Annotated in this window: 23 protein-coding genes and 1 pseudogene; 13 read left to right on the top strand and 11 right to left on the bottom strand. The window is 45.8% G+C overall.

Annotation, left to right across the window (positions count from 1 at the left end; genetic code table 11):
* Positions 1 to 228 precede the first annotated feature (228 nt).
* Positions 229 to 378: pseudogene (locus QUB44_RS08515) on the top strand (Uma2 family endonuclease); the annotation flags it as partial.
* A 27-nt stretch (positions 379 to 405) separates the two neighbouring features.
* Here the strand turns inward: QUB44_RS08515 and QUB44_RS08510 are convergent.
* Entirely contained in the window at positions 406 to 1,980 is a 1,575-nt protein-coding gene (locus tag QUB44_RS08510; protein WP_333365528.1) for a phenylacetate--CoA ligase family protein, read from the bottom strand.
* Between the two features lie 126 nt (positions 1,981 to 2,106).
* Between QUB44_RS08510 and QUB44_RS08505 the strand changes: the two genes are divergently transcribed.
* From QUB44_RS08505 to QUB44_RS08485, 5 genes are all read left to right on the top strand, one after another.
* Complete coding sequence (locus tag QUB44_RS08505; protein ID WP_333365525.1) at positions 2,107 to 3,375, top strand: transposase; 1,269 nt, start codon at positions 2,107 to 2,109, stop codon at positions 3,373 to 3,375.
* Between the two features lie 298 nt (positions 3,376 to 3,673).
* Positions 3,674 to 5,578: a serine/threonine-protein kinase gene (locus QUB44_RS08500; RefSeq protein ID WP_333365523.1), complete on the top strand. Its 1,905-nt coding sequence runs from the start codon at positions 3,674 to 3,676 to the stop codon at positions 5,576 to 5,578.
* Between the two features lie 224 nt (positions 5,579 to 5,802).
* Positions 5,803 to 6,072 carry a hypothetical protein gene (locus QUB44_RS08495; RefSeq protein WP_333365520.1) on the top strand — a complete coding sequence of 90 codons (270 nt, stop codon included), beginning with the start codon at positions 5,803 to 5,805 and terminating at the stop codon, positions 6,070 to 6,072.
* Positions 6,073 to 6,654: 582 nt separating this feature from the next.
* Positions 6,655 to 8,001, top strand: a complete 1,347-nt coding sequence (locus tag QUB44_RS08490; RefSeq protein ID WP_333365517.1) for an EAL domain-containing response regulator — start codon at positions 6,655 to 6,657, stop codon at positions 7,999 to 8,001.
* A 205-nt stretch (positions 8,002 to 8,206) separates the two neighbouring features.
* The gene (locus QUB44_RS08485) at positions 8,207 to 8,980 is read left to right on the top strand and encodes a response regulator (RefSeq protein WP_445299878.1); all 774 of its coding nucleotides are present in this window, start codon (positions 8,207 to 8,209) and stop codon (positions 8,978 to 8,980) included.
* Positions 8,981 to 9,338: 358 nt separating this feature from the next.
* Here the strand turns inward: QUB44_RS08485 and QUB44_RS08480 are convergent, their stop codons facing one another.
* Both QUB44_RS08480 and QUB44_RS08475 read right to left on the bottom strand, forming a co-directional pair.
* Positions 9,339 to 10,055: a pentapeptide repeat-containing protein gene (locus QUB44_RS08480; protein WP_333365514.1), complete on the bottom strand. Its 717-nt coding sequence runs from the start codon at positions 10,053 to 10,055 to the stop codon at positions 9,339 to 9,341.
* A 191-nt stretch (positions 10,056 to 10,246) separates the two neighbouring features.
* Positions 10,247 to 11,446 (bottom strand): phosphoglycerate kinase, encoded by a 1,200-nt coding sequence (locus tag QUB44_RS08475; RefSeq protein WP_333365511.1) that lies wholly within the window; start codon positions 11,444 to 11,446, stop codon positions 10,247 to 10,249.
* Between the two features lie 183 nt (positions 11,447 to 11,629).
* Between QUB44_RS08475 and QUB44_RS08470 the strand changes: the two genes are divergently transcribed.
* Together QUB44_RS08470 and ylqF are read left to right on the top strand one after the other, a co-directional pair.
* The gene (locus QUB44_RS08470) at positions 11,630 to 12,043 is read left to right on the top strand and encodes a universal stress protein (protein ID WP_006633514.1); all 414 of its coding nucleotides are present in this window, start codon (positions 11,630 to 11,632) and stop codon (positions 12,041 to 12,043) included.
* Between the two features lie 256 nt (positions 12,044 to 12,299).
* Entirely contained in the window at positions 12,300 to 13,154 is an 855-nt protein-coding gene (gene ylqF / locus QUB44_RS08465) for a ribosome biogenesis GTPase YlqF (RefSeq protein WP_333365507.1), read from the top strand.
* 19 nt (positions 13,155 to 13,173) lie between these two features.
* Here ylqF and QUB44_RS08460 read toward each other — a convergent pair whose 3' ends face one another.
* Positions 13,174 to 13,989, bottom strand: coding sequence for an MOSC N-terminal beta barrel domain-containing protein (locus QUB44_RS08460; protein ID WP_333365504.1), 816 nt, complete (start codon positions 13,987 to 13,989; stop codon positions 13,174 to 13,176).
* Between the two features lie 385 nt (positions 13,990 to 14,374).
* Here QUB44_RS08460 and QUB44_RS08455 point away from each other — a divergent pair, with 385 nt between their 5' ends.
* On the top strand, positions 14,375 to 15,100 hold the full coding sequence (locus tag QUB44_RS08455) for a carbonic anhydrase (RefSeq protein WP_333365501.1): 726 nt from the start codon (positions 14,375 to 14,377) through the stop codon (positions 15,098 to 15,100).
* A 277-nt stretch (positions 15,101 to 15,377) separates the two neighbouring features.
* Here QUB44_RS08455 and QUB44_RS08450 read toward each other — a convergent pair whose 3' ends face one another.
* Positions 15,378 to 16,565 carry a tetratricopeptide repeat protein gene (locus QUB44_RS08450; protein WP_333365498.1) on the bottom strand — a complete coding sequence of 396 codons (1,188 nt, stop codon included), beginning with the start codon at positions 16,563 to 16,565 and terminating at the stop codon, positions 15,378 to 15,380.
* Between the two features lie 298 nt (positions 16,566 to 16,863).
* On the opposite strand from QUB44_RS08450, the gene QUB44_RS08445 reads away from it, so the two are divergent.
* Positions 16,864 to 17,133, top strand: a complete 270-nt coding sequence (locus QUB44_RS08445) for a GlsB/YeaQ/YmgE family stress response membrane protein (RefSeq protein ID WP_333365495.1) — start codon at positions 16,864 to 16,866, stop codon at positions 17,131 to 17,133.
* 228 nt (positions 17,134 to 17,361) lie between these two features.
* Here the strand turns inward: QUB44_RS08445 and sppA are convergent, their stop codons facing one another.
* From sppA to QUB44_RS08430, 3 genes are all read right to left on the bottom strand, one after another.
* The gene (gene sppA, locus QUB44_RS08440) at positions 17,362 to 19,182 is read right to left on the bottom strand and encodes a signal peptide peptidase SppA (protein ID WP_333365492.1); all 1,821 of its coding nucleotides are present in this window, start codon (positions 19,180 to 19,182) and stop codon (positions 17,362 to 17,364) included.
* Between the two features lie 255 nt (positions 19,183 to 19,437).
* Positions 19,438 to 20,499, bottom strand: coding sequence for a type 2 isopentenyl-diphosphate Delta-isomerase (fni, locus tag QUB44_RS08435; protein WP_333365489.1), 1,062 nt, complete (start codon positions 20,497 to 20,499; stop codon positions 19,438 to 19,440).
* 247 nt (positions 20,500 to 20,746) lie between these two features.
* Positions 20,747 to 21,430: an SDR family NAD(P)-dependent oxidoreductase gene (locus QUB44_RS08430; protein WP_333365486.1), complete on the bottom strand. Its 684-nt coding sequence runs from the start codon at positions 21,428 to 21,430 to the stop codon at positions 20,747 to 20,749.
* A 78-nt stretch (positions 21,431 to 21,508) separates the two neighbouring features.
* On the opposite strand from QUB44_RS08430, the gene QUB44_RS08425 reads away from it, so the two are divergent.
* Positions 21,509 to 22,618, top strand: a complete 1,110-nt coding sequence (locus tag QUB44_RS08425) for an S-(hydroxymethyl)glutathione dehydrogenase/class III alcohol dehydrogenase (RefSeq protein WP_333107304.1) — start codon at positions 21,509 to 21,511, stop codon at positions 22,616 to 22,618.
* Positions 22,619 to 22,709: 91 nt separating this feature from the next.
* Positions 22,710 to 23,564, top strand: a complete 855-nt coding sequence (gene fghA, locus QUB44_RS08420; RefSeq protein WP_333365483.1) for an S-formylglutathione hydrolase — start codon at positions 22,710 to 22,712, stop codon at positions 23,562 to 23,564.
* Positions 23,565 to 23,586: 22 nt separating this feature from the next.
* On the opposite strand, the gene QUB44_RS08415 is transcribed toward fghA, so the two are convergent.
* Positions 23,587 to 23,871 (bottom strand): tetratricopeptide repeat protein, encoded by a 285-nt coding sequence (locus QUB44_RS08415; protein WP_332984688.1) that lies wholly within the window; start codon positions 23,869 to 23,871, stop codon positions 23,587 to 23,589.
* A 173-nt stretch (positions 23,872 to 24,044) separates the two neighbouring features.
* A complete protein-coding gene (locus tag QUB44_RS08410) occupies positions 24,045 to 24,959 on the bottom strand; it encodes a branched-chain amino acid transaminase (protein WP_333365480.1) in 915 nt (304 codons plus the stop codon).
* 305 nt (positions 24,960 to 25,264) lie between these two features.
* Between QUB44_RS08410 and QUB44_RS08405 the strand changes: the two genes are divergently transcribed.
* Positions 25,265 to 25,633 carry a Lin0512 family protein gene (locus QUB44_RS08405; protein WP_333168719.1) on the top strand — a complete coding sequence of 123 codons (369 nt, stop codon included), beginning with the start codon at positions 25,265 to 25,267 and terminating at the stop codon, positions 25,631 to 25,633.
* A gap of 457 nt (positions 25,634 to 26,090) precedes the next feature.
* Here the strand turns inward: QUB44_RS08405 and QUB44_RS08400 are convergent, their stop codons facing one another.
* Positions 26,091 to 26,846 carry a DUF4142 domain-containing protein gene (locus tag QUB44_RS08400; RefSeq protein ID WP_333365476.1) on the bottom strand — a complete coding sequence of 252 codons (756 nt, stop codon included), beginning with the start codon at positions 26,844 to 26,846 and terminating at the stop codon, positions 26,091 to 26,093.
* Positions 26,847 to 26,857 lie beyond the last annotated feature (11 nt).

The following is a 26,857-nucleotide window of genomic DNA, read 5'->3' as shown; positions in this document are numbered from 1 at the left end:
TCTTTACTTCTTTCTATTCTGGGGTCTTTCAAATTGGCAAAATGCTCTAAAAAACTGGCATTTAAAATATTCATTGACGGCAATGAATCTGTTTGTTTTTGTTGGGAAGTTACAGCTTTACTAAAACCTCTTGCCATTGGTAGCACTCATAAACTACAACAAACTACATTGAAACTTAGTCGGATTTAACTGTAGCATATTTTGGGTTCCAGTTAAGATGCGTTTACCCTGGGAATTTGTGGCGGAAAATTGCGTTTCTTTACAGCAGAAGGAGAGCTTGTCCCTACTCCTGAAGAGGTTGCAGAAAGGGAGGCTCAACGAGCCGATCGCCTGGCAGCAAAACTGCGAGAATTAAACATTGATCCCGATACAATTTAGCGCATCCCCTACTCACAAAAACACGGTTTACTGCCGCGTGTATCGGTGCTTCACCCCAATCGGAAAATACTCCGCATCGCCCATCTCCGTTAATGTCACCACAGGTAACTGATATTCGGGCGGCACATAATTAGCAAATTCGCTGTTTAGCCGCCGCAATTGTGCGAGAATTGAAGATGCGATCGCCTGCTTCATCTCCTCATCGCCCTCCACCCCCGCTGCTAATTCCACAACCACCGATAAAAACCGATTTTGATCCGCATTTTCCTTGACTTGCAGCACAAATTTTCCCGTCACCCATTCCCGAATGGTGGGAACTTCTAAACCTACGGTGACATTTTCCGGGTAAATGTTAGCACCGAAGTAGGAAACGGTAAAGTGCGTTAGCGAAGCCCTCGAAGAGGATCGCCCAAATACATAGACAAATGGCAAGCAGCGAATTCCTCTGGGGAAATCAGGAACTTTCATACCTGCTGCTTGCTGCAAATGTGCCACAGGGTTAAATCCCCATTCAGCCAAAAAATTGAGCATTGCTTCGTAAGAAATTAAACCGCCGTTATCCGAGATGTGATAGCGTATTAGCGGGATGCCATTGTCACCAGAAAATAATAGCGTGCCGTCATTATTAACTTCAAAAAAGCGGCTTTTCGGATCGTACTGTACCAGCGTTGGCAACCGCGATTCCCCGAATAAATTGCGTGCTGCTTCGGGATTGTTTGCTAAAAAGCGACGGATGCAAATACTCAGCGGTGTCTCGTTGCCCAAAACGCCCGCATCGGCAGTACCGTAAAGGCTCGCAGAGTTGTAATATAGATTGTCAGAATGAGTGCGATCGCTCACCAAACTCCGCCATTCTTCGCTAAACACTTCCCCCGCAAACACCATCTTAATTCGGTATTTTTGCCACTCCACACCCCCAGCAATTCCGCTATCAATCACATCCTTGATAAATGGCGGATATCCCAACAAAATTACTTGCTCAAAATGCTCCCCAAGTTCCTGCACAACTCGGAATATTTCAGTCTTATTATTCCCAGGCGTCACAACTGTAACTGGATAGCCCTTACTCGCTAGATAACGGCAGCAATTTGCCGTGTACATTCCGCCTACCCAAGTTCCCAACGGAAAGCAAATGACAGCTAAAGTTGAGCGAGTGTCGGCGTAAAAACTGTCGTGAAATATTTGTTCAAAACGAGCGGCAATTTGCAACTCGTCGCTGATAAAACGCGGCCAAAATGTCGGGTTTCCTGTCGAACCAGATGAAACAGCAATGAAATCGCAAGTTTCTAATTTGCCCTGGTAGCACAACTGAGGTAGCGGGTGACAGCGTAAATAATTCTCTTTGGTAATTAGCGGCAATTTTTGGAAGTCTTCAAAGGTTTGAATTGAGGCGGGATTGATGTTATGTTCAGTTAGGAAAGTCTGGTAAGCTGGTACTGTGGCCGCGACTTTTTGAAAAAGCGCGTGAAGCGCAGCTATCCCGTAGGGAATCGCCCTGGATTCGGCAACTCGATTCTGCTGGTGTTGCAATCGTTCCTCAAGCGGCGCCATCAAAAACTCTTCAAACGCCCCAATTGCTCGCTGACGCTGTTCTGGCTGCATGATTTGCTCCTTAAAATGCGTATTGTAAAACTTCGTTGAGTTTGTAAGCACTTATAAGCAATAGTAGTATGATATTATCATAGCGGTCGAGTGAAATACGCGCAATCTCAAAAATAAAAGCCTTAAATGCAGTTAACAGAACGACATATCATTAAATCTACGGAACACCGTTTCGCTGAAATTGATCGACTAGCTTTTAAATCCAAGAATCTCTACAATGCCGCCAACTACGTCATTCGTCAGAGTTTTATTTATGGATGGGGCTATGTCGGCTACAACGAAATGAACCGCTTAATGAAGTCTCACGAAGCGTACAAGGCTTTACCTGCCAAGGTTAGCCAACAAATCTTAATGGTGTTGGACAAGAATTGGAAATCATTCTTTGAAGCGGTTAAAGCTTACAAAACGGATTCCTCTAAATTCACTGGTCGCCCAAAACTGCCGAAATACAAAGATAAAACTAAAGGGCGAAACATTCTCGTTTACACAATTCAAGCAATTAGCAGCAAACAGTTGAAAAAGGGAATCATTAAACTTTCGGGGACTGACCTTTCGATCAAAACTAAAATTAATCCCGCTCGAATTTGCCAAGTCAGATTAGTTCCCAAATGCGATTGCTATGTAATGGAGGTGATTTATGATGAACCGGAGTCCACCTTTAGTGGTGACAACTTTGTAGCTAGCATTGATTTAGGACTGGATAATTTAGCGGCGCTAACTTCAAGTCAACCGGGGTTTACCCCACTGTTGGTTAATGGGCGACCGTTGAAATCTATCAACCAGTTCTACAACAAGCGCAAAGCCAAGTTGCAATGTCAGTTGAAAGGAAATCGCAGAACCTCATGTCGCATTCAGCGTTTAACTCGCTGTCGCCACCAAAAAGTTGATAATTACTTGCATCACACAAGTCGCCTAATTGTTGACCATTTGGTAGCGAAACAAATTGGGACGCTAGTAATTGGTAAGAATGCACAATGGAAAACCGAGATCGATCTAGGGAAGCAAACTAACCAAAACTTTGTCAGCATTCCTCACGCTCGATTAATCGAGATGTTGGATTACAAAGCTCGACTGGTTGGAATCGAAGTAATTGTACAAGAAGAGTCCTACACCTCGCGAGCGAACTTCCTGGGTTTAGACCCAATCCCAGTTTACGGAAAAACTGATAAAGACCCCGTTTTCACGGGCAAGCGAATTAAACGAGGTTTGTACAAAACATCAATTGGTCAATTAATCAATTCTGATGTTAACGGTTCGTACAATATCCTCAGAAAAGCAATCTCAAATGCGTTTAGCAATGGGATAGGGAGCTGCGTAGTTCAGCCGAGGCGGGTCAATCCGCTCAAAGTAAAAGTGAAAGGGGCGGGGCTTGAAGCCTCCCATGTCTATAAATGACTATACTTTTACCAGCTATTTTGCACCTCGATCGCTCAAGATTCAATTAGTAGCGCTAACACCCGATCGCACATTGGACTGGACACTAAAAATTTGAACACATTTTGAGGTCGATCGAAAAAATGGCGCAGTAGATAAACTTCCATAGCACGAAACCGCTGTTTTCACAATAACCACAGGGGATAGCCAAGCTGCCGATCGACTAATAAACACTGACACACTATGGCAAGATTAATTCAGCGATCGCCCAAAACTCCCAGTCTCAGTTAAGCGTGAAAATCCGACGCAGCAAGTTCCAATGAACAATCCCATCTACCCCGGCATAACTCTCAACAATCACTACCGCATCGTCCGCGAATTGGGACACGGAGGCTTCGGACGCACCTACCTAGCAGAAGACGCCCACCGATTTAACGAACCCTGCGTTTTAAAAGAATTTGCGCCCCAAGTATACGGAAGTTACGCTTTACAAAAATCCGAGGAACTGTTCGAGCGGGAAGCGGGAGTGCTCTACAAGCTGCAACACAATCAAATCCCGCGCTTCCGCGAACTCTTCCGCGTCAGTATCAGCGATCGAGGCTACCTATTTCTCGTCCAAGACTACGTGCCCGGTCAAAGTTACCGCTTTCTGCTCGACGCCCGCAAGCGTCAGGGTTTGCGGTTCATAGAAGCAGAAATCAATCAATTGCTGATCCAGATTTTGCCCGTGCTCGAATACATTCACTCTTTGGGAGTGATTCACCGCGACATCTCCCCGGACAACCTGATTCTGCGGAGTTCTGACGGGATGCCCGTGCTGATCGACTTTGGCGGAGTAAAACAAGTCGCCGCCACCGTAGAGTCTCTTTTCGCTGAGGCTAACGGCACTCTCGCCCCCGCGACTCGCATCGGCAAGCTCGGCTATGCTCCCGTCGAACAGATGCAGATGGGCATCGTCTCTCCCCACAGCGATTTGTACGCCCTGGCGGCCACGGTTTTAGTGTTGCTGACGGGGAAGGAACCGCATCAGTTGCTTGACACCCAGACGCTGAATTGGAACTGGCGGGCGGAATGTTCTCTATCTCCGAATTTGTCCCTGGTGCTGGATAAAATGCTTGCTCAACAGCCGAGCCAGCGTTACTCCTCGGCTCGCGAGGTAATGCTCGCTCTCTCGGGGAATCCGCCTTTACAGCCACCTTTGCCGCCGGCCCCAGACTTTGGGCTCACCCAGCCGCCGGATCTCTCGCCTATACCCGTGCCCGCCCCCCCGCCAAAACTGCCGGGAACTCCGGTGCGAGTTGCTGGTATTGGCAATCAGCAAAAGATGCCTGCTTGGAAAATGGTTTTGTTCGTGGTGACGGTGCTCTTAAGTATGGGGGGAGTTGGCTGGTTGGCGGGCAATTCTTTGTTAAATCTGCAATCAAAAGTGCAGAAAGTTCCCCAGCCTTCAAGCCCGAAGCAGCAGCAAGAAGATGCTTTGCAAGATCGGTTTGTAAAGCTCAAAATTAACGATCGATTCTATAACGGTTACGTCAACCTTGTGGACGAGACTTTCTATGCCAAATACCCGGAATTGGGGGGACGATTGTTAAAAGAAGGCGAGGAAGATCGCCAGTGGCGCGAAAGGTGGCAGAAAATCGGCGACGAGTTGCTCGACAAGCTGGAAAATATCAGCAGCGGCGCTAGAGCGCGGTTGGGCACTTACGACACCACTGATATCGATCGCTGGAAAACTGAGGTTAACAAGCTAAATTTGAGCAGTCGGGCTTTGTACGATTTGGCTGATGCTAGGTTCTTTTATTGGTTTCCACAACAGCCGCGCGATCGCAATATCATCGGTTTGCCGATCGGACAAATTTGGCAAGCAATTACCGCCGACGAACTCGAAGCCTTACAAGCTGGAGCAACTGTCGAAAGCGTTGAATTTGACCGCCTATCGAAGAGCAAAAGCCTCACAGGCAATCTCAAACCCGGAGAAGGGAAAGCTTACATTGCCAGGTTGGCTCAAAATCAAACTTTGCGCGTGAATTTGCAAGCACCGCGCAAATCTACTCTACTGTCAATTTATACTCCGGGGGGGACAAAGGGCGCGCGAGCTTTGCTGGAAGATGCAGAGGGACTTAGTTGGTCAGGATTGCTGGATGATGCTGGTTTTTATGAATTCGTGGTAGTTTCTCAGGCATCCGAGCCGATCGCTTACGAGTTGAACCTGACGGCCGAATAACTGCTATTGACAATCAAGCATCCAGGATACAAGCCCCCGGATTCATCGATCCAGAAATAAAAAACCTGTATCCGATGAAACTTGCCCCCCGAATTTATCCGTGGGGTCGCCTCTAAAATCTAAAATCTAAAATCTAAAATCTAAAATCGATTGACGCTCTCTATCCACCCGCGTAATAATAAGGTAATACCGATCAGGTAAATTTTCCTGTTCAAACAAAGAATATGCTGAGATTCGCGATCGTAGCTTTAGTGACTTTTGGATTAGTATTGGTGACTGGACTAGGTTTACATCCTGCCAATGCGACAGTCAGCACTCCCGAATTTTATGCTTGGAACTTTGCCTCTGTAGGCAGTAGCGAGCTGGTTTGTAAAAAGACCCTGGTAGTTCCGCAGAACCTGATAATTCCGTCATCATCAATGCACGCTGTCAGTATTACTTCTGCAATTGTAGATAAAAAGTTTTGCGCGAATTCCACTAAGCCTGTGAATTAAGGCAGTGCATAATAGGATTTCCGGTTATAGAACCATAATTAAGTTCTCCGTTAGTCGATTTGAGATTTGAGATTTGAGATTTACTTCACAGATAAATCTGGCAGGTTGAACCTTAATCTAAAATTTTTATTTCTCCACGGCTGTTGTCTGAAAGCAAGTATCCTTTTTTCGATGAATCAGGACGCAGCGTCCTGATTCATCCCTTGAGAGAAAACTCTAGTTGTCAGTACAAACACGGACTAATTATGAACAATTAACCGGACATCCTATAAGTGATAGCCTGAGTAATTCCCGCCATCCGCGCACTGAAACAGTTGGCTGATTTTTTTTATGAAAAACGCCGGGATTTTTGTAATAAAAGTTTATCAAACGAGTCGGGCGCAGCAGTTTTCTGCTCTTGAAAGAGAGCGAAATCTTCCCAATTTAGGCAGTTCTTTGATTGTGACTTAAGAACCGAGGGAAAATATTCAGCCATTTGGCTAATCATTTATTGGCTAATTGGCCCAATTACTAATTCCCTAGTTTGAGTATGCTAGAGTTAGTCAGGTTCAGATATATAGTGCCATCTGTTATCTAAGTATCATGCTCAAAATTTTGGTGATTGAAGACGACGAATTAATCCGGGAAACTCTTCTGCAACTCCTGGAATCTCACAGCTACCGGGTCATTGCGGCTGAAAACGGTCGAGCTGGGGTGCAGATGGCACTTTCGGAGATACCGGATTTAATTTTGTGCGATGTGCAGATGCCGGAACTCGACGGTTATGACGTGTTGCGGACTCTGCGGCAAAACTCGCTAGCTGGAACAATTCCATTTATTTTCCTCACGGCTCAAAGTGACAAAACCGATTTTCGTCGGGGGATGGAATTGGGGGCAGACGATTACTTGACAAAGCCGTTTACCAAGGCTGAATTGCTGGGAGCCATTGCTTCTCGCGTCTTGAAACGGCAAACTATTACTCAACCGCTGACAGTCGCGCTTCACCAAGCAGAAGCCAGACTTAAAGATTTAGTTAACGACTCCACCAAGGTTACGACTCTCTCTCCTGAAAAGTTTGCTCTCGAAGCTTTGCTGCGCCACGCTTTGGAACAAGGTGAGTTTCAGGTATACTATCAGCCACAAGTGAATATTGCTACCGGGCAAGTTATCGGCGCCGAAGCTTTAGTGCGCTGGCAAAATCCCGATCGAGGTATAATTTCTCCCTGCGAATTTATTCCCTTAGCAGAAGAAACAGGTTTAATTATTCAGATTGGCGAGTGGGTACTGCTTTCAGCTTGCGCTCAAGCCGCTAGTTGGCTGGCGGCGGGGTTTTCGCCCTTTACAATATCAGTAAACTTGTCGGCCCGGCAGTTGTCTGACCCGGAACTCAAGGCGCGAATCGTCCAAATATTGGAAACTACAGGTTTAGAGCCTGCTAATTTAGAATTAGAAATGACCGAAAGCGCTTTGGTAGAAAATGCGACAGTAGCAGGCGCTACTTTAAACCAACTAAAAGCTCTAGGAATTCGGATTGCTATTGATGACTTCGGCACCGGTTACGCTACTTTAGGATATCTTAAGCAATTTGCTTTTGACAGTTTAAAGATCGATAGAATTTTCGTCCGTAATGCCAACGAAGATACTCAAAATGCTGCTATTACTACAGCAGTAATTTTACTGGGTCACAGTTTGAATATGACTGTAATTGCTGAGGGAGTGGAAACAGAAGCAGAACTAGATTTTTTGAAACAAAATCAGTGCGATATCATGCAGGGGTATCTGTTCAGTCGCCCCGAACCAGCAGCGATAATTGAAAGTATGTTGGTTGCCGACCCGAGTTTGTTCGCGCCGCCCCCAGCAGTAGCACCTGCTCGCGTTGTTCCTTTTGTACCTGTGTCCGAACCCGAAAAATCTAAAAACCTTTCAATGTCGGGTCTAGGAATAGTGTAAGTGTTACCAAAATTTCTGTTTTATAGGATAAAATTCTTTCTTTTACCTTCTATTTTCTGCAGAAAAGTTGACGCTTCCTCATAAAAAGTTGTAGCTTTTGATGATAGGCGAATCAAAGAAGGAGATTGTTCCCCATATTGCTCTACTGCTTCCCCTTTTATGCGCTAGGCGCCCCTAATTGGACTATTTGAGAAAGTGTGGCGTCTTGAAATTGCGAGCTTTTATCAAGTTGCAGGAGGTAAACTCAATTAAGTTCCTACTTTGGGACTGGCAGTTTCAAGAACTGTCCAACTGGAATTGGTGCAAGCCTGTCATGGAAAGAATATTAGTGGTGGACGACGAAGCAGACTGTCAAACAGTCTTAGCAATGTACCTGGAAAGTCAAGGATATCGGGTGGAATGCGCTAATTCAGGGGTTGAGGCGCTCTCGATTTTTGAAAATGCCCCCCCAGATTTGGTAATTTCAGATGTCATGATGCCGGAAATGGACGGGTTTGAGTTTTGTCGCCGTTTGCGAACTACCCGTTTGGGACAGTTAGTCCCCTTTATATTTTTGTCGGGTCAAGGCGAGTTGGAGTCAAAAGTTGAAGGTCATTCGATCGGCGGTGACGATTATCTGGTAAAACCTTTTCAGTCTGAAGAAATCTTAGCCAAGGTAAAGGCGCAGTTAGAGCGCTCTCACCGCATTCACGCCGAGATTGTCCGACTGCTGCAAACTTCTAGCGGTAGGGCGGTGGAACCACAATTTGTGGCAGTATTGCCAGCACCTGCACCTTTGCCTTTAACACCAGCCGAGGAAAGAGTTTTTTGGGAGGTTATCCAGGGTTATACTAACAAACAAATTAGCGATCGGCTGTTTATTAGCCCCCGGACTGTGCAAGCTCATTTAGGCAGCATTTTCAGCAAATTACAGTTAGAAAATCGTGCCCAGCTTGTGAGATTTGCCCTCGAAAGAGGATACAAACCACCTCAAACTTAGCTCGGAGTTCAACCTAGGGTGCGCCAGCCAGTGGATTTTAGATTTTAGATTTTAGATTTACTCCACAGATTCATCTGGGAGCTAAAACTTTAGTCTAAAAATTTGAGCTTTCCACTACTTAAGTCGTGGGATTATATCCGTTTTTGGGTCGGGTCAGTGGATTTTAGATTTTAGATTTTAGATTTTAGATTTACTCTACAGATTCATCTGGGAGTTAAAACTTTAGTCTAAAAATTTGAGCTTTCCACTACTTACAGCGGAAACCGCTGTAAGTCGCGGGATTCTATCCGTTTTTGGGCGGGATCAAAAACTCCCGTAGCTGCAAAAAAAATGGAGGCTGACGCACTCAGCAAGCAGATTATTCCACATTCAAAACACAATAAGGAAAATTAGTGATCACGCAAACCCCTGGCCCCAAATTCGTACCCCGTAAGTTTGCCCGTTCCAAATCAGCCTGCCGCACGTTATTAGCAGCATCAATATTTGTCCCGGTCAATAAAGCCCAAGGAAGCCTGGTATTTGACAAAATAGCAGCCTGCAAATTACTCTCGCGCACATCCGCGAAAGACAAATCTGCTCCGCTTAAATTCGCACGATTCAAATTCACTCTAAACACCAGCGAACGCCTCAAATCGGCATTCGACAAATTAGCTTCCAGCAGATAAGCTTCGGCCAGATTCGCATTAAAAAGTTTAGCACCGCGCAAATCAGCACTCGTCAGATTAGCTCGCCCCAAAAAAGCATTAGACAAATCCGCATTCCGCAGATTAGCACCATTCAATTCAGCCCCGTACATCTCGGCATTAACTAAGTTAGCATTTGCCAAATTAGCATCACTTAAATCCGCTTCTAGCAAATTAGCTTCATAGAGATTTGCTCCGCTTAAATCGGCTCCTCTTAAATTAGCTCTGTACAAGCTAGCCTTGAACAAATCAGCATTTCTCAAGTCACAGCCTTCGCACTCTTTAGTTTCCAGCAATTGCCTAACATGATCTGGATTTTGAGCTTTAACGGGAGCTGCCAGCCCAAACAAAGCTAAACTTGCCGTTACAGTTGCCAAGAGTTTAAGTTTCACAAACAAACCTCACTGCTACTTCAAAAAAATTATACTAGCAAACTATAGACTTTAAACCGATATCCTTCTCTCTTTTCTCTTGCTATGCCTTCTCTGCGCCCTCTGCGGTAAATCTTCAAAAAAATGATTTGCAGCCAAGGATTTAGACCTGCTTCCAGCAAGGCGGGCAAAGCCCGCCCTACTTAATTTAATTAAGCTTCATCTAAAGCAGCAACACCAGGCAATTCCTTACCTTCGAGCAGCTCCAAACTAGCACCGCCACCAGTAGAAATGTGGCTCATTTGTTCGCCTAAATTCAACTGTTCCACAGCCGCCACCGAGTCACCACCACCGATAATTGTGGTAGTACCAGTTTTAGTAAGTCCAGCCAAAGAATGAGCGATACCTTCAGTTCCCACAGCAAACTTCTCCATCTCAAACACGCCCATGGGCCCGTTCCAGATGACAGTTTTGCAATCGGCCAAAGCATCTTGGAAAGTTTTTACTGAATCCGGGCCGATATCCAAACCCATCCAACCGTCAGGGATGCTTTCAACAGGAACAGTTTGAGTGTTAGCATCAGCAGCAAACTTGTCAGCAACTACCACATCAGTAGGTAACAGAAAAGCAACTCCCCGTTCCTTCGCCTTAGCTTCCAAAGACTTAGCCAGTTCCAGCTTGTCATCTTCCACCAAAGACTTGCCCACGTTCAAGCCGCGAGCTTTGTAGAACGTGAAAACCATGCCACCGCCCAACAGCAGTTTGTCGCACTTTTCGAGCAGTTTTTCAATGACTCCAATCTTGCTGGAGACCTTAGAACCGCCGATTATAGCAGCTAAAGGACGCTGAGGATTGTCGATCGCACTGCCGAGATATTGCAGTTCTTTCTCCATCAAAAACCCAGCCACAGAAGGACTCAGATACTTAGTAACGCCCTCAGTAGAAGCGTGAGCCCGGTGAGCCGTACCAAAAGCATCATTGACATACAAATCGGCCACAGAAGCTAACTTCTTAGCAAATTCTGGGTCGTTTGCCTCCTCCTCTGGGTAGAAGCGGACATTTTCCAGCAAAACCACATCGCCATCAGCCATCGCGGCGACTGTAGCAGCGACTTCATCACCGATGCAGTCGTCAGTCTTTTTGACCTCTTTGCCCAACAATTCCGACAGGCGTTTCGCAACCGGCGTCAAGCGCAACTTCTCCGTCACACCCTTGGGACGGCCGAAGTGGCTGCACAAAATCACCTTAGCGCCCTTGGACGCTAAATCTTGAATTGTCGGCAGAGCCGCCCGGATGCGAGTATCATCGGTGATATTGCCGTTGTCGAGCGGCACGTTAAAGTCCGCCCGCACCAATACCCGTTTGCCCGATAAGTCCGATGCCGATAAATTTGCTACAGTTTTTTTTGTCACAGGATTAACCTCCTAATATGTGTGTTTTTGTCGAATTCCGTTGAAATGGCGGCACTGGTCACTTGCACTTGGGCCTCGGACGCATTCAACCGCGTCCGTACAAAAAACGGAAGATGAAACAAACGGCACTGATTGGCTCAACGTAAACATTTTATCGGAGTCCGCGTCCCGGAGATGCGCAGTATGTTCAAGACTGTCTTATTTCCTGTAGATCAAAGCCGAGAAGCCCGCGAAGCTGCCGAAAAGGTGGTCAATATCGTGAAAACCTACGCCTCTCGCTTAGTTATTCTCTCGGTAGTCGAGCCCCCAGCCGAGGAGGCCGACGCCCCCGCGCGAGAGGTTATGACTTCCCCCGAAGCAGTCGCCAAACTTCTTTCTGAGGCCCAATCGATGTTTTCCCAGCAGGGAATTGAAGCTGAAATCATCGAACGGGAAGGCAAACCTGCTTTCACGATTTGCGATGTGGCTGACGAAATTGGGGCCGATTTGATTGTGATGGGCTGTCGGGGGATGGGTTTAACCGATGAGGGGGCGTCTGACAGCGTTACCAATCGGGTGATCAATCTGTCTCCTTGTGCAGTTTTGATTGTGCCTTAGTCAGTTGACAGTTGTCAGTTGACAGTTGTCAGTTGACAGTTGTCAGTTGACAGTTGTCAGTTGACAGTTGTCAGTTGACAGTTGACAGTTGGCAGTTGACGGTTGTCATTAAATCACTGATTATTAACAACTGACAACTGACCACTAACCCATAACAACTAACCCATAACAACTAACCCATAACAACTAACCCATAACAACAGTCAACAGTCAACAGTCAACAGTCAACAGTCAACAGTCAACAGTCAACTAACTAATGAAAATTCAATGGTATCCCGGTCACATTGCCAAAGCTGAACGGGCATTAAAAGAACAGCTAAAACGGGTAGATGTGGTTCTCGAAGTCCGAGATGCCCGCATTCCATTGGCCACTTATCACCCCCAAATGCCGAATTGGGTGGGCGGCAAGGCACGAGTATTGGTCGTCAACCGCATGGACATGATTACGCCTCGATCGCGCGAGGCGTGGGAAACATGGTTTGAGTCCCAGGGGGAAACTGCATATTTTACTAATGCCGAGCACGGTCACGGAGTACATGATGTGGCGGATGCGGTGCAGAATGCTGGGGTGCAGCTAAATCAAAGAAGGTTCGATCGAGGTATGCTGCCACGTCCAGTCAGGGCAGTGGTAATGGGATTTCCCAATGTCGGAAAATCGGCTTTAATTAATCGGTTGTTAGGGAAGAGAGTGGTAGACAGTGCCCGCAGAGCTGGAGTAACTAAATCGCTGCGATGGATTCGCATTTCTGACGAAATTGAATTATTAGACGCCCCCGGAGTGATCCCAACCCGAATTAACAATCAAGAAAATGCCCTAAAATTAGCTATTTGCGAAGATATTGGCGAAGCAGCTTACGACAATCAAGTAGTAGCAGCAGCTATGGTAGATTTGCTCCAAGGGCTGGAGGCGACTGATGACACGTTGATATCACTATCAGGTTTCAAATCCAGGTATAAATTAGATGCAGCCTCTAGTAATGGTGAAGATTATTTGCACGAGGTAGCAAAAGACAGGTACAAAGGAGATGTCGAACGAACGGCGCGGCAGATGTTAAACGATTTTAGAACTGGTGTTTTAGGTCAACTTACTTTGGAGTTGCCGCCGGCCTGATCAGACTCGTAACCTACAACTAATCAGAAATGGTATTCAATAGAGAGTTGCTGACCCTGATAATGTGAACTTCGTCTCCTATGTGTAATATTTTTTCTGCTGATTGAGGTGCGAGTCGCGTGTTGACTATCAGCCGAGTAAAGTGATTTAAATGCCCTTTTTTTAGCAGGTCAGGCATAATTTCCTTCTGCTTTGCTGTTAGTATATTTTTAAAATTTAGATCGCTTGCTTGCGCCGCATAATTTCGCGTAGATAGGAGACATGGCTGACCTGGATTAATAGCTTCAAATATTACAGTCCCTATTTTAAACCTCACAATTTCATCGGCTTGTGGTAAAAGTTGGTCTTCCCAAAAAGCCGGGACATCTCCTATTTCAATATTAGCTCGCAAGCGATGGCGCATCTCGTTAACGCAAACTCTCGGAAACCAAGATGCAACTTCGGCAATTGTTTCGGTACTGATAATGCTTGGCCCTGGTGCAGCGGTATTGTCTGGAAAACCTGTCAGCAAGTTTTCAATTAACTTGACGGGGAAACCGAAGTAGCTGCTCAACCAAGATTCTATTCCCAAGCGTTCTCTATCTACATGAAAAAATATTTCTTGTTCAGTGCCTTGAATTTTCAGACCGGCAATTCTCTTTTTGATGTCAAAGGATAAGCGTAGAAAACGGACTCCGCTGTTGTGCTTAGTGTTAACCAATTCTCCTGCTGCATCGCAGATTGCAAAAGAACGATCGCCTTCTAGAGCTCCGCTGGTTAGAATATTTGCTTGACTGACTGCTATGCCGTCAAGGGACTTCACCGGATAGATATGAATGCTGGCGACGTAGGACATTTCGAGCCATTGATAAATAATAGTCGTTTTAGATACATTCTAGCATCCCTGTCCGCAGAAGGATGACTGCTGTTGACTTTACTAAATAAAATAGGAATGAAATAAAAATGGGCTACTTTTTTGAATTTTACATTGTGCCGGAGCAGCTTGTAAAGAAAAATCAAAGAAGTCTGACCGAAAGCATCCAGGATACAAGCCTCCGGATTCATTCCGAAAGCAGACTCAGGACCCAGAAATAAAAAACCTGTATCCGATGAAACTTGCGTCCCGAATTTATCCGTGGGGTCAATTCTAAAATCTAAAATCTAAAATCTAAAATCGATTGACTGAGCTTGTGGTATATATTATGCTAACAAATACAAACAATTGAACTGAGTTGCAAGCAATGACTAAAAGCGAAAGAGCAGGTATGATTTCGCGACGGAATTTAATGCTGAGGGCTGGTGCAGGGATGCTGGCGGCAAGCTTGGCACCTACGTTTTTACAAGCCGAAGCAGCAAAGGCAGAGGCAATCTCTGACATTACTCCTACTGACATTACTCCTAACAGTGCTCTTAAGAAATTGATGGAGGGGAATCAACGCTACATTGAGCAAAAACGGACATTTCCCGACCAAGCTCGATCGCGAGTTGTAGAAGTAGCACAGGGTCAACACCCGTTTGCAACCATCCTGGCTTGTTCTGATTCGCGCGTGGCTCCCGAAATTATTTTCGACCAAGGATTAGGGGACTTATTTGATATTCGAGTAGCTGGAAATTTTCTCGACGATGTGGTTCTCGGAAATATAGAATATGCGGCCTTAGAATTAGGCGTGCCACTATTAGTAATTCTGGGTCACGAACGCTGCGGTGCTGTCAAAGCAGCTTTAGATGGCAAAGCTGTGCCTGGTCACATTAGCACTTTGGTGGCGGCGATTAAACCCGCAGTTGATTCGACCAAAGGTCAAACAGGCGATGCGTGGGATAACGCAGTCAGAGCTAATGTGAAAATGAATGTAAATAAGTTACAATCCTCGTCGCCTATTTTAGCTGAAGCAGTCAAAGCGGGCAAGCTTAAAGTTGTTGGGGGCCGCTACGATTTGGATAGCGGCAAAGTAGAGATAATTGCTTGATTTGGCTGGTTGCATCTCATATCTTGCACCGCTGTCAATAAAAAATTCGAGCGCGGGGTGGGGGCGGGTTTTTTAGTCTTTGGGTATGCTTTAAAGCTATTGGTGAACCCGCCCTTACAGGTTTTTGACGGAGGATGCAAGATGTCATATCATGTCCGGTCGATCGACCGCGATTTTCGTAGGGGCGGGTTCACCAACAATACCTGCCAATAATTGACCATCTCAAAAACCCGCCCCGACCGGGATATTATGGTTAATCGATCGGACATAATCTCAGTTACATTAAACCCATTTCTTGTAGTCCCCGGCGCAGGCGTTCTGCTTCAAAAGGGCGGCGCTGTTCGTGAAGGGCGATCGCTCTTTTGAATTCTGCTAAACTTTCTGGCATTTTGCCAATTTTGAGCAAGGCTACTGCCAAGTTTTGATGAGCTTCCGCGTGTTCGGGATCGATTTTTATCGCTTGTCGGTAATAGGCGATCGCATCTGCTAAATTTCCGGCTGCCTTCAGCGTCAATCCCAAATTGTAGTGACCTACTCCAAAATTAGGGTCAATTTTTAAAGCTGCTTTGTAAGCTTTTTCAGCAGATTTCAAATCTCCTTCATCTTTGAGTAAATTGCCCAAATTATTGTAAGCACCCAACTTGAGTGGCGGGAACACATTGGTATTAATTGCCACTTGATAGTGTTCTTTGGCTTTTACAAATTGCTGCTGCTGGCGATATGCAATTCCCAAATGATAGTTTAGTTCGTAAAGAATAGAATCATTAATGCTCTCCGCAGTCAAGCCTTTGGTTAATAAATTAATTCCCCGCCCGATTTGCCCGCTTTCTACATACAAAGCGCCTAATTTGCTACAAGCATAAGCATCGTTTGGATAATAGGCGATATAGCGTTCCATTGCTGCTTGAGCTTTTTGGAATTTACTTTTTGCGGCGATCGCATCTTTTTGATAACCAGAGTGCCAAATCGCCACATCGGGGAGAGAAGCTATTTTCCAATTTGGTTCCCTCTGCAAAATCTCAGCCACGCTGTCGTCTACCATTGCGTGGTAAGGGCGAGAAAAGCGGATATCGAGGCGATTGCGAAACAAGCGCGACACTAGGGAATAGGGAGATTGAGAGGCACCGATTTCTTGGCGGATGAGATTGATTAGCAGCAGCCGATCGCTCTGAATGCCCTGCTTAATCTGAGGTACAATCTCCGGTACCAAAACCTCATCGGCATCCAACACCAAAATCCAGTCGCCCTGGGCGTGCTTCAGACACTCGTTGCGCGCCGCTGCGAAGTCGTCGCACCATTCAAAGTCATAGACCCTCGCCCCGAATTCTCGGGCAATTTCACGAGTGCGATCGCCCGAACCCGTATCCACCACCACCATTTCGTCAACAACACCCTTAACGCTGTCCAAAGTCCGCGACAGTGTTGCCTCTTCATTCTTCACAATCATGCACAGAGTCAGATTCATCGGGCGCAAACTTTCCTCATTTCACAGAAATATTGTAATTTTTTTAACCACCAAAACACAAACAGTCCCAGAAAAAATTCTCCTATTTCCTTGTGGTTTGAGCATAAGTACCTTTGTTCCCTAGAAAAAGCGGGTTAACTCTTTTGAGATATTAAAAAGCCTCAAACTCGGACGATTGATGAGAAATCCTACCACTTTCGGTTCCTCCCTACGGTAGAGGTAAAGGCTCGATAGCGGTTGTTATTCTAAGAACATAAGACAAGGCACTAAGAAAGTTAAGTATTCAGGAGAAAAAGACATGGGCGAAATTATTGCTTGGATCGTTTTAGGACTGATTGCCGGTGCGATCGCCAAAGCCATTTATCCGGGAACTCAAGGTGGCGGTTTTCTGGCCACAACAGGCTTAGGAATTGTGGGCGCCGTAGTGGGAGGTTATCTAGCTCAAGTCTTGCGGATAGGGGGAGCTACCGCCGCAGGAGGATTTAGTTTATGGAGCATAGCTTTAGCCGTCGTAGGTGCGCTCGTGGTACTTTTCATCTGGGGATTGTTAACTCAGCGTGCAGCATAATAAATATTGCCAATTCCCAGTCGAGCGACTTTTAGGGTATTCATAAACCCGGTTTTTTGAAGAAACCGGGTTTTTCAGTTGTTTGTAGGTGCGTCAGCCTACTTTTACCAAATCCGCGTTAAAAACCCCTATCAGACTCAGCGCTGGCAACAGTTCAAGAGCAAAACATTTGTCAGAGTCAAGTGGGACTGAAGAATAAATAGGTAAAAATCCCGGATTTGGTATCAATTAATCAATCCGCAAATTGAAAGGCAAGCGAACATAAACCCCCTGCGGGTCGTTCATCGACTTGATAACAGCCAATTCATCTTGCATTTTCTTAAATTCGGCCGTTAGCGGGTCAAGTTTGGCGGCGGGTTTCAAAACGTGAACGCCTGAAATTCTTTCCAAAATTCGCTCCTCCAAACTGCGGCGTTTGGGATATTCTTCCACCTTCCAATCGTCGCCGAGTTTAGCTTGCTTAGCAGCCTCTCTCACAGCATCTTCAAGCCCGCCAATTTCATCGACTAAACCCAACTGTTTCGCAGCCGTACCAGACCACACCCTGCCTTGAGCAATTTCTTGTACCTTGTTTTTCGGCAGTTTGCGGGAGGTGGCGACTTTAGTAATAAATCGATCGTAAATGCGATCGACTATCCTCTGAATATTCGCCAATTCTTGAGGATTTTTCGGGCGGGAAACCGTGTTAGTATCCGCAAAGCGGCCGGTTTTCACCACGTCCCAAGTTAGGCCGTTGTTAGCAGCCAACTTTTCGGCGTTGAACAGCATTCCAAAAACGCCGATCGAACCGGTAATCGTATTGGGTTCGGCAAAAATGCGGCTGGAACCCATCGAAATCCAATAGCCGCCGGAAGCTGCTAAATTTCCCATCGAAACGATCACTGGTTTCTTTTTGCCCGTCAACATAACTTCGCGTGCAATTACTTCGGCCGCCGTCGCACTGCCTCCGGGACTGTTGACGCGCAAAACTACCGCTTTTACGTCGTCATCTTCTCGGATTTTCCGCATTGCTTGAGCGATGCGATCGCCTCCTACTTCAGTCGGGCCCCCTTCGCCGTCTACAATCTCTCCTTCAGCGTAAAGTATAGCAATTTGGTTTTTATTGTTAGCGCTAGTTGAGTTTTTATTCTCAGCAATTTTCGCGTAGTTTTTCAAACTAATTTGCTTGAAAGATTTGTTTTCGCGATCGGTTCCTGTGAGTTTTTTGAGTTCGGTCGATATTTGGTCAAAGTATACAACTTTATCAACTAACTTGTTTTTGAGAGCTTCGTCAGCCATCAAAATTCCGCCATTATCTGCAAGCGCTTGCAGTTGCGGAACAGTCACTTTGCGACTCGGGGCGACAGTTTTCAGGTATTCTCCCCACATATCTCCGAGCAACTTTTGAGTTTGCTGGCGATTTTCGGAACTCATTTTTGTGAGCAAAAACGGCTCAACGGCTGACTTGTATTTGCCGACGCGAGTCACTTGCACCCCCACGCCGTATTTTTCCAAAGCACCAGTGAAAAACATTGCCTGACTGCTAAAACCGTTGATTTCCAAAGCGCCGTAAGGATTGACGGCAATTGTATTAGCAACGGAACCGAGGTAATAATCTCGCTCATTCCAGTCCATCTGGTAAGCAAAAATGGGTTTTTTGGCATCTCGGAAACGCTGCAAGGCCGATCGAACTTCTTTGAGATTGGCAAACCCGCTGCTGCTCGAGTTTGAGCTGCCTTCAAGATAAAGGCCAACGATTTTCGGGTCTTTTTTCGCATATTCGATCGTATCTAAAACAGTCCGCAGCGTCACAGCATCGCCGGAATCGTCCGAAAGCACATCTTGAATCGCTGCGCTAGTGCTGCGGATCGGTTTGCTGTCAGTGATATTTAAAGAAAGGTCTAATACCAATACAGACTTATCTTTAACTTGCGGGCCTGAATCTTTAGACGACGATGCAGCCATAGCAATTAGTAGTACCAGTCCCCCCAATCCGATGCTGCCCAGCAGCAACAGTCCTAGGAAGGTTCCCAGTAAACTTGCACAGGTATATTTTAGGAAATCTTTCATTAGATAATTGGTAATTAGTTATTAGTCAATAGTCAATAGTCATTAGTCATTAGTTAGAGCACATCCGGTGAGAGTGGAATCATACCGAGGTGAGCGGGACGATCGCACTGCAATCGGAATGATATTTTTCCGATGCCAGCGGAAACGATATTATGGGTAATTCCTGCAACTAGGATTTAGCAATTATCCTCTGTCGTAGTTATTAGTTAATGACTTTTGACTGCTGACTAATGACTTTTGACTGCTGACTCACTTTTATCTTAACCTTTCCAAAACCCCAGATTGTTTTAGCTCATCCAAATTACCGCAGCCCGTACAGAACATCACGGTGGCAATTTCTGCAATTAACACCTCAGCTAGAAGGGCTGCGGCTGATTCCGATTCCGCTGCAGCTTGTAGAAACGGCCGCGCCAGTCCCGCAATATCCGCGCCAAGAGCGATAGCCTTCGCTGCATCCAACCCATTTTGCAAGCCTCCAGAGGCAATCAGAGGAACATCCGGCGCTACGGCGCGGGTGTTGACAATGCACTCGGCTGTTGGTATTCCCCAGTCGGCAAAGGTTGCGCCCAGCCTGCGCTGCTTGCTATCTTTAGCTCGCTCTCCTTCTATTTTCGCCCAAGAAGTGCCTCCTGCCCCGGCAATGTCGATCGCACCTACCCCCGCAGCGAGCAATTTCTTTGCCATTTTTCCTGAAATACCGTTGCCGACTTCTTTAGCAATAACTGGTACTGGTAATTTAGCGCACAATTTGGCAATTTTATCTAGCAGTCCTTTAAAGTTAGTATCGCCTTCGGTTTGAACGCACTCTTGCAGCGGATTTAGGTGCAAAATTAGGGCATCTGCTTCGAGAAGATCGATAATTTTTTTGCACTCTTCCAAACCGTAATTGTAGTTTAATTGAACTGCTCCGATATTGGCAAATAACAGAATATCTGGAGCGCGGCGACGGACGGCAAATGTAGGAGCTAATTGAGGATTTTCTACAACAATTCGCTGGGAACCGACTCCCATTGCTAGTTTGTATTCTTGAGCGACATCGGCGAGGCGATAATTGATTGTCTGGGCTAATTCTGTGCCGCCGGTCATTGAGGAAATTAGCAGGGGAACTGCTAGTTTTTTGCCGAGAAATGTGGAGGTTAAATCGATTTCGGTGCGATCGAGTTCTGGCAAACAGCAGTGTTCAAAACGGTAGCGTTCGAGGCCGCTGGTAGTTTCGCGAAATTGTACGTCTTCTTCGAGGCAAATCCGCAGGTGGTCTGCTTTGCGGGTTTCGGTTTGCGAGGGCGGGGTTAACGGTAAGTTGACAGGCGAGTTCACAGTGGCTATTTGGGGAAAGAGTTTTGAGTTGGGAATATAGCAATTTTATTTCATTTTTGAATTTTTTTTAATGAACCGCAGAGAGCGCAGATGGCGCAGAGGAGAAGAAAAGAGAGGTGTTTGCAAATCCTGCAAGGGTTGCTATATTAAGCTGTGCCGCATAGAAGTTGTATTTTTCGGGCGGGCGCGACACCCACCCCACAAGAATTTCATCAAAATTGGCTATAAAATTTAGATGCGCCTCAGTTTATCCAGGAACACTCACCGGCATTCCGTTATCTGAAGGTTTCAACTTCAATAAAAAAGGAACTGCTTTTTGCACCCATGCTTTGGCTGATGTGTAATTTGCCGCATCTTCGCCGAAACAAATGTCCAGCATATCGGTGTGAATTATCCCCGGATTCAAAGGAACTGCTGCCATACCTGCGGGCAATTCTTGAGCGAGCGATCGCGTAAGTCCTTCTATTGCCCACTTGGAAGCGCAATAGGGAGCCACTTCCGGCGAAGTTGACCTTCCCCAACCAGAACTAAAGTTGACAATTATGCCACTTTTTCGAGCAATCATTGCCGGGACAAAGTGGCGAATTACATTAGCTGTACCTTTAATATTAACATCAATTACCTGCGAAAATTCTTCGTGGCTGATCTTCCAAAGAGGCGCGAGATGATTAGCTACGCCTGCATTATTAATTAACAAATCAGGCGGCTCTTTTTTGGCCAGCATTTCTGTTGCCCAAGCTTTTACTCGATCGTCGGTGGTGACATCCAAACAAGTAAAATGGTGGGGCGCACTATATTTTGTGTTGAGTTTTTCCACCGCTTCTGAAGAACGGGCGCATCCCAAAACTGTATGTCCCAATTCCATAAACTTTTCGGTCATGGCAAGACCAAGACCGCGACTGACTCCGGTAATTACAATTAATTTTGTCATAGATTTGCTGAATTTTGACATTAAGTAATACAATACATATTGACTGGTGAATTGACAAATAGATCGCAGGGAGAAAGCATGAAAGTAAAAGCAGCAGTTGCTCGCAGTGCCGGCCAACCTTTGAGCATTGAAACGGTTGACCTGGAAGGGCCGCGCGCTGGAGAGGTGTTGGTGGAAATTAAAGCCACCGGTGTTTGTCACACTGATGCTTACACTCTTTCCGGTGCCGATCCTGAAGGCTTGTTTCCTGCTATCTTAGGCCACGAGGGAGCCGGGATTGTCGCAGAAGTTGGGCCGGGAGTCACGAGTGTCAAAGTGGGCGATCGGGTAATTCCTCTCTACATTCCCGAATGCCGCAACTGCGAATATTGTTTGAGCCGCAAAACTAATCTCTGTCAAGCAATTCGCCTGACTCAAGGCCAGGGAGTGATGCCCGACGGCACGAGCAGGTTTTCCATAGATGGGCAGAAACTTTACCATTACATGGGAACTTCTACCTTCGCTAATTATACCGTATTGCCGGAAATTGCAGTAGCAAAAATTCGCGAAGATGCTCCTTTTGATAAAGTTTGTTTAATCGGCTGTGGCGTCACAACTGGCATCGGTGCTGTCATAAATACTGCGAAAGTAGAGCCTGGTTCTAATGTGGTAGTTTTTGGTTTGGGCGGCGTGGGTTTGAATGTAATTCAAGCCGCTCGCATGGTGGGAGCTAACATGATTGTCGGCGTAGACTTGAATCCCGACAAGCGAGAGATGGCGGAAAAATTTGGCATGACTCACTTTGTCAATCCTCGCGAAGTGGAAGGTGATTTAGTGCCTTATTTGGTAGATTTAACCAAAGGCGGAGCTGATTACAGTTTTGAATGTATCGGCAACATTAATGTGATGCGCCAAGCTTTAGAATGCTGCCACAAAGGTTGGGGCGTGAGCGTAATTGTCGGGGTAGCGGGAGCCGGTCAAGAAATTAGCACCCGCCCGTTTCAGCTAGTAACTGGCAGGGTTTGGAAAGGGACGGCTTTTGGGGGGGCTAAAGGCAGAACTGATGTTCCTAAGATTGTTGATTGGTACATGGACGGTAAAATTGATATTGACAGTCTGGTAACTCAGGTAATGCCGATCGACAAAATCAATGAAGCCTTTGATTTGATGCACAAAGGCGAAGTAATTCGCACAGTTTTGACATTTTGAACAAAAATCTTTCTCTCTTCTCTCTTCCTCTGCGCCCTCTGCGTCCTCTGCGGTTAAAAAAAATCTAATTCAAAAATGAAATAGAATTAACATGATATCAGACTCCCTAAAACTGCACAAAGAACAGAAAAGTTTCTGTGGCAAACTCGGCTTTTACAGCCATCAATCCTCAACCTGCAACAGCGAGATGAAATTCGCTGTTTATCAGCCGCCACAAGCTTTATCTCAACCCGTACCAGTTTTGTATTTTCTATCAGGTTTAGCCTGCACAGAAGAGAACTTTATGGCAAAAGCAGGGGCGCAACAATTTGCGGCAAAATACGGGTTAATGCTGGTTGCGCCCGACACAAGCCCGCGCAATACTGGCATTTCTGGGGAAGATGACGATTGGGATTTAGGAAGTGGTGCGGGTTTTTATGTGGATGCCACAGCCGCACCTTGGAATTCTCACTATCGAATGTACAGTTATGTGGTTGATGAATTGCCCAATTTAATCGCCGAAAATTTTCCAGCGATACCAGAAAAACAGGGAATTTTCGGTCATTCGATGGGCGGACACGGGGCGTTAATTTGCGCTTTGAAAAATGGATCTCGCTATCTTTCAGTTTCCGCTTTTGCGCCTATTTCCGCGCCAATGCGCTGCCCTTGGGGAGAAAAAGCTTTTGCAAACTACCTCGGCAACGACAAAGAGATTTGGAGGGCTTGGGATGCTAGCGAATTGGTAGTTGCAGCGCGATACAACCGTCCGATTCTGATTGACTGCGGCACGGCTGATTCGTATCTTGCTGATGGGCAGTTGTTGCCGGAAGTGTTCGCGGAGGCTTGTGCAAAAGCGGGACAGCCACTAACTTTAAGGATGCAGGAAGGTTACGATCATAGCTATTATTTTATAGCTAGTTTTATGGAGGATCATATTCAATTTCACGCGGCTGCTTTGTGTGAGTGAACTTTAGTTTGTAGTAAGGACTTTAGTCCTTAAACCTAATTTCATTGTGCAACGCACTCCAGGGGACTAAAAGCATATCAGCTATTTGCGATTGTCCTCTAGCCCTGTAGATATCCATAGCTTTCTCAAAATCTTCAATTCCCCCCTGTAAATCTCCTGTTCCACTTCGAGCAGTAGCACGAATCATGTAAGCTTCTACAAAGTCAGGATTGAGATTTATTGCTTGAGTAAAAGCTGCAACTGCTTCCTCGTACAGCCCCCTGCGACCGAGGTCGAATCCTTGTTCGTAAAATTCTCGAGCTTCCATCGCATTTCTTAATTATCGATATTATCGATCTAGTTAATTCTGGAGCGTTGATATAGAAGTTTTTAACCCGATGAAATACAGCAGACGGGTGTAAGGACACGGCAGTCCAGTTGATGATTTGTAGTGAGGAATTTAGTCCTTAAAAGAACGACTGAACTCCTCACTACAAACGGTTAATTTAGGTCGATGGGAAATACCCAGTCTTGGTAGTTACTATCGCGATTTTCGATAATCTCCGTCAGTTTGTGCAATAGTTTTTCTGTGATGGGTCGGTTTTTGGGCAAGTGATAGTTTTCTACTCGCTTAATTGGCGTAATCTTCGCGGCGGTTCCGCAGAGGAAAATCTCGTCTGCAATCAATAATTCTGATCTATCAACTGGTCTTTCTATGACTTCAATTCCTAAGTCTCTGGCGATTGTGATTACGCTGTCTCTGGTAATTCCTTCGAGAATATCTTGCTCGAAACCGGGAGTAACTAATTTACCGTTTCTGGCGACAAATATGTTCATTCCTGAAGCTTCGCTAACTTTTCCCTGAGTGTTCATCATAATTGCTTCGTCGAAGCCGGATTCTACTGCTTCGGTTTTGGCTAAAGCTGAGGTGATGTAGGCGCCGCTAATTTTACCTCTTAAGGGCAAACTGCGGTCTTCTTGGCGGTACCAAGAGCTAATTCTACAGTTGACTCCTTCTTTGGGCAAATAGTCTGAAAGTTCTAATCCGTAGACAAAAAAGTCTGTGTTTACGTTGTGCAGTCGGGGGGCAATTCCTAAACTGGATGTGTAGATAAAAGGGCGGATATAAAATGATTTTGTTGGTTGGTTTTTCTGGACAAAATCAATAATTATTTGTTGGATTTTGCTGGCTGGTAAATCGCAGTGCAGGAAGCTGGCACTTTGACTTAATCTTTGACAGTGGCGGTCTAATCTAAATAGCAAGATTCGATCGGCATTTTGGGGGTCGGGAATTCCCCGCAACCCGCCTAAAACTCCGGTTCCGTAGTGCAGTGCGTGGGTTGCTATGGAAATTTTGGCGTCGGTAAAGGGGAGAAATTGGTTTTGAAAGTAGGCAATTGGTAGAAAACTATCCATGATTCAAGCTGGCGATGAGTTTTGCAGTCCGCTAGGAAAGCTGAATTGGATAATATTACCATAAATTATACCATTTTAAGTTTAAGATTTTAGACTTTAGATTTACAATGACTGATTTGATATAAGTTTGGAGGTGGTATAAAGTTATCTTTTTTATTAAATGAGATGATTATTGTGTTATTTGATGGAGCGATAAAATAATATAAAATGCGGTCATTTGGGTTGATAATTGTTTGGGGAAAGAGTGCGATCCTCTTCGAGGGCTTCGCTAACGACTACAAACAAAAATCAACCAAAGGGCAACTATGGCACGTAAATGTTTCATCATTGAAATGGGGATGGGTATAGATCAGCACGGGCAGGAACCGACTGTAGCCTGTGCAAGGGCTGTACGAAATGCGATCGCCCATAATGCTCTCCTAGGCGTCTGGGAAGTGGCGGGTTTAACTGACCCGAATCAGATGATTGTTGAGGTAAAGGTGGCCGTTCCTTACCCGGAACAAGTGCGGGAACAGGAGGTGTTGGCGGTACTCCCTTTTGGCAGCAAAACTCTGATTGTGGAGCAAGGAGGGATGATTGTGCCAGGAAGGGCGATCGCCTCTCTGAATGATAAAAATGATGAAATGCTAATCGCTGTGGCGGCTGTGAGTGTTTTTGTGGACACTGAGGACTAATTAATTTTGTGTTGTTTGAATAAATCGCCCGATCGCACTTGCTTGTTTCCGCGATCGGGCGAACGCCTGTCTGTTAAAAAATGATTAATTTAGACTAAATTGTAGGGTGTTCCGGAGAGATCGCATGAAATACCCTAGAAAATCTGAGGTTCTGAGACACGCTATAACTTAGTCTGTTCAACGGTGAGGTTTATTTGCGCCTACCTACTTAATTTTGAATTTTTAATGGATAATTTTTAATTGTTCAGGCGGCCGGGTATGTAAGCAAGCCAGCAAAACCCTACGATTAACAACAGCCACGTCACGGTAATATTGCTGCCCAACAAGTTGCGGAGAAAATCTTCCATTGTTCTCAAAAATTATAGTGTTTAAAAGAATTTATTGCTGTTCCCTCTCGGATCAGCAAAGGTAGAGTGCGATCGCATAAAACCCGATCGGACTCTACCTCGTCTATCTTCTATTGGGGCTGGCTGGTATCTGCCAACATTTGGTTAACCATTTGCAAGTGCGCCTGAAGGTTCGGCAACTTCTGGGTGGCCCAAGCCTTCAACTCGGGATCTTGTCCCTGTTGAGATTGAGCCTGAAACAGAGCAATAGCCTGATTGTGGCTCTCGATCATAGCCTGCTTGTAAGCAGTGTCAAAACTTCTACCGGAGAGTCCCGAAAGTCGCTCCATCAAAGCTGTGTTCTGGGTAGTCATCTCGGTTGGCAGTTCTACATCCTTTTGCCTTACTAACTGCATCAGTTCTTGATTGGCCCGAGTGTGTTCCTCAACCATTTCTTGCCCGTATTGTTTCACACCAGCACTAGAACCGCGCTGCACTGCCAATCTGCCGAGCTCCACTTCCAGCATACCAATTTGACCTGCTTGCATGACAAAGTTTCTGTCTTGGCTGCTGAGAGAATTAGGCGAAGTTTCGCTACCTCTTGGAGTGTTGGGAGTACGGCCGGGATTGTTGTTGCTGGGAGTAGTTGGAGTGTTGGGAGTACGGCCGGGATTGTTGTTGCTGGGAAGATTTGGAGAGGCAGGATTAGTAGGATCGTCGGCTTGGTTATCAGCAAGCTCAAAAACCCGATCGCCCGACTGGTTTAAGCCGTGAGTGTGGCGGTTTAATTCTGCCAATCCCGGCACAGCTATCAAGGAACTAACGCCGGCAATTCCGGCAACTGTTACCAATTTGTGGAACAAACTTTTGCGATTGAGTGAAGTCATGAAATTCTAAG

The sequence above is a fragment of the Microcoleus sp. AT3-D2 genome, from assembly GCF_036705715.1.
Taxonomy (GTDB): Bacteria; Cyanobacteriota; Cyanobacteriia; order Cyanobacteriales; family Microcoleaceae; genus Microcoleus.
The sequence above is the reverse complement of the archived record's forward strand: the minus strand, read 5'-3'. Positions and strand labels throughout refer to the sequence as shown.

Excerpts from the sequence above, each read along its gene's own strand:
- sppA (WP_333365492.1), bottom strand. The coding sequence starts at position 19,182 with ATGAAAGATTTCCTAAAATATACCTGTGCAAGTTTACTGGGAACCTTC.
- QUB44_RS08500 (WP_333365523.1), top strand. The coding sequence starts at position 3,674 with ATGAACAATCCCATCTACCCCGGCATAACTCTCAACAATCACTACCGC.
- QUB44_RS08455 (WP_333365501.1), top strand. The coding sequence starts at position 14,375 with ATGACTAAAAGCGAAAGAGCAGGTATGATTTCGCGACGGAATTTAATG.
- QUB44_RS08470 (WP_006633514.1), top strand. The coding sequence starts at position 11,630 with ATGTTCAAGACTGTCTTATTTCCTGTAGATCAAAGCCGAGAAGCCCGC.
- QUB44_RS08445 (WP_333365495.1), top strand. The coding sequence starts at position 16,864 with ATGGGCGAAATTATTGCTTGGATCGTTTTAGGACTGATTGCCGGTGCG.
- QUB44_RS08450 (WP_333365498.1), bottom strand. The coding sequence starts at position 16,565 with ATGAATCTGACTCTGTGCATGATTGTGAAGAATGAAGAGGCAACACTG.
- QUB44_RS08415 (WP_332984688.1), bottom strand. The coding sequence starts at position 23,871 with ATGGAAGCTCGAGAATTTTACGAACAAGGATTCGACCTCGGTCGCAGG.
- fghA (WP_333365483.1), top strand. The coding sequence starts at position 22,710 with ATGATATCAGACTCCCTAAAACTGCACAAAGAACAGAAAAGTTTCTGT.
- QUB44_RS08490 (WP_333365517.1), top strand. The coding sequence starts at position 6,655 with ATGCTCAAAATTTTGGTGATTGAAGACGACGAATTAATCCGGGAAACT.
- QUB44_RS08460 (WP_333365504.1), bottom strand. The coding sequence starts at position 13,989 with ATGTCCTACGTCGCCAGCATTCATATCTATCCGGTGAAGTCCCTTGAC.
- QUB44_RS08430 (WP_333365486.1), bottom strand. The coding sequence starts at position 21,430 with ATGACAAAATTAATTGTAATTACCGGAGTCAGTCGCGGTCTTGGTCTT.
- QUB44_RS08410 (WP_333365480.1), bottom strand. The coding sequence starts at position 24,959 with ATGGATAGTTTTCTACCAATTGCCTACTTTCAAAACCAATTTCTCCCC.
- QUB44_RS08505 (WP_333365525.1), top strand. The coding sequence starts at position 2,107 with ATGCAGTTAACAGAACGACATATCATTAAATCTACGGAACACCGTTTC.
- QUB44_RS08425 (WP_333107304.1), top strand. The coding sequence starts at position 21,509 with ATGAAAGTAAAAGCAGCAGTTGCTCGCAGTGCCGGCCAACCTTTGAGC.
- QUB44_RS08495 (WP_333365520.1), top strand. The coding sequence starts at position 5,803 with ATGCTGAGATTCGCGATCGTAGCTTTAGTGACTTTTGGATTAGTATTG.
- QUB44_RS08405 (WP_333168719.1), top strand. The coding sequence starts at position 25,265 with ATGGCACGTAAATGTTTCATCATTGAAATGGGGATGGGTATAGATCAG.
- QUB44_RS08510 (WP_333365528.1), bottom strand. The coding sequence starts at position 1,980 with ATGCAGCCAGAACAGCGTCAGCGAGCAATTGGGGCGTTTGAAGAGTTT.
- QUB44_RS08400 (WP_333365476.1), bottom strand. The coding sequence starts at position 26,846 with ATGACTTCACTCAATCGCAAAAGTTTGTTCCACAAATTGGTAACAGTT.
- ylqF (WP_333365507.1), top strand. The coding sequence starts at position 12,300 with ATGAAAATTCAATGGTATCCCGGTCACATTGCCAAAGCTGAACGGGCA.